The 1,444-nt window shown below is 64.3% G+C and carries 3 protein-coding genes; all 3 read left to right on the top strand.

What is annotated here, in order from left to right:
* Nucleotides 1-857: sensor histidine kinase (locus tag KVT38_RS33335; RefSeq protein ID WP_217598037.1), on the top strand; the 857-nt coding region annotated here is incomplete at its 5' end.
* A 109-nt stretch (nt 858-966) separates the two neighbouring features.
* The gene (locus KVT38_RS35125; RefSeq protein ID WP_254639751.1) at nt 967-1,212 is read left to right on the top strand and encodes a hypothetical protein; all 246 of its coding nucleotides are present in this window, start codon (nt 967-969) and stop codon (nt 1,210-1,212) included.
* The coding region (locus KVT38_RS35120) for an ATP-binding cassette domain-containing protein (RefSeq protein WP_368859200.1) at nt 1,119-1,444 on the top strand (326 nt) is incomplete at its 3' end. The genes KVT38_RS35125 and KVT38_RS35120, both read left to right, overlap by 94 nt.

The raw sequence follows: 1,444 nt of genomic DNA, 5'->3' as shown, positions 1-1,444 counted from the left end.
TGGCCGAAGTGCGCGGCCTCGCCGGCTCGCTCGAGGCGGCCGTCAAGGAGAATCGGCCGATGAAGTTCCGCATCTACGCCGAGGGCGAGCTGGGGCTCCTGGCGCATCAGGTCCAGGAGCTGTCGCTGCGCCTGCAGGAGACGATCGCGCAGCTGAGCCGGGACAAGGACTTTCTTCGCGACACGATCGCGGACATCTCCCATCAGCTCAAGACGCCGCTCGCCTCCCTTACCGTCTATGTCGAGCTGCTGCAGGGCGGCAGCGTCGGGCCGGCGGAGCAGGAGGAGTTCCTGCGGACATGCTCGCGCGAGCTGGAACGCATGGAGTGGCTCATTCAGACGCTGCTGAAGCTCGCAAGGCTGGAAGCGGGCAATCTGCCGATGCAGCTTGAACGGGCGCCGATTGGCGAGACGGTTCGGATGGCGGCCCATGCCGTCGAGCGCCTTGCCGAGGAACGAGGGATAGAGGTCCGCCTCGTGAAGCCCGCCGATCCGGTCAGCTTGCCGCACGATCCGAGATGGCTGGCGGAGGCGCTCGCCAATCTCGTCAAAAACGCGGTCGAGCACAGTCCGCCAAACGGCGTCGTGAGCGTCGCCTGGGAGACGACGCCGATTTTCGTTCGCCTGCGGGTGATCGACCAAGGCGCAGGGATCGACGCACGAGACGAGCCGCACATATTCAAAAAGTTTTATCGTGCCCCTTCCGGACAAGGAGGGGGCAGCGGCGTCGGCCTCGGTCTCCCCCTCGCCAAGACGATCGCGGAGCGGCACGGCGGGATGCTGTCGGCCGGGAAAGCCGAGGGCGGCGGAACGGTTTTCACGCTGACCCTTCCTCTTACGCAATTGCCCGCAACGTAGCTTTCTTACAAATCTGTAAGCGGCGGCGCCTTCCCCTGTAAGGTGGGAGCTGTATACTGAACCTCGTGATCGGCAACACCGCAATCGCGAGGAAAGGATGATTCACCTGATGAATGTCATTGAAGCTGCCGGCTTAAGCAAGTCCTACGGCAAAGACAGCACGCTCGTCGAAGCGCTCAAAAACGTAACCTTCTCCATACCGCAAGGCGAGCTCGTCGCCATCGTCGGCGCCAGCGGCTCCGGCCCGGCGGGACCGTCCGCATCGACGGCGAGGGTCTCTACTCGCTGCTGGGGTCGCAGCGGGCGGTATTCCGCCGGCGCAAGATCGGCTTCATTTTCCAATCGTACAACCTGATCCCCGTCCTGAACGTCGAAGAGAACATTATGCTCCCGCTGCTGCTCGACCACCGTCAGCCCGACAAAGCTTATATCCGGGAGCTGGTCGACACGCTCGGTCTCGGACAGCGCCGCAAGCACCTGCCCTCCGTGCTGTCCGGCGGCCAGCTGCAGCGCGAAGCGATCGGCCGCGCGCTCGCCTACCGTCCCGTCATCGTGCTCGCCGCCGAGCCGGCCGGCTATCTCGACAA

The sequence above is a fragment of the Cohnella sp. GbtcB17 genome (genome assembly GCF_019091135.1).
In the GTDB taxonomy this organism is placed as follows: domain Bacteria; phylum Bacillota; class Bacilli; order Paenibacillales; family Paenibacillaceae; genus Cohnella.
Note: the sequence above shows the minus strand (reverse complement) of the source record. Positions and strands in the feature narration are given on the sequence as shown.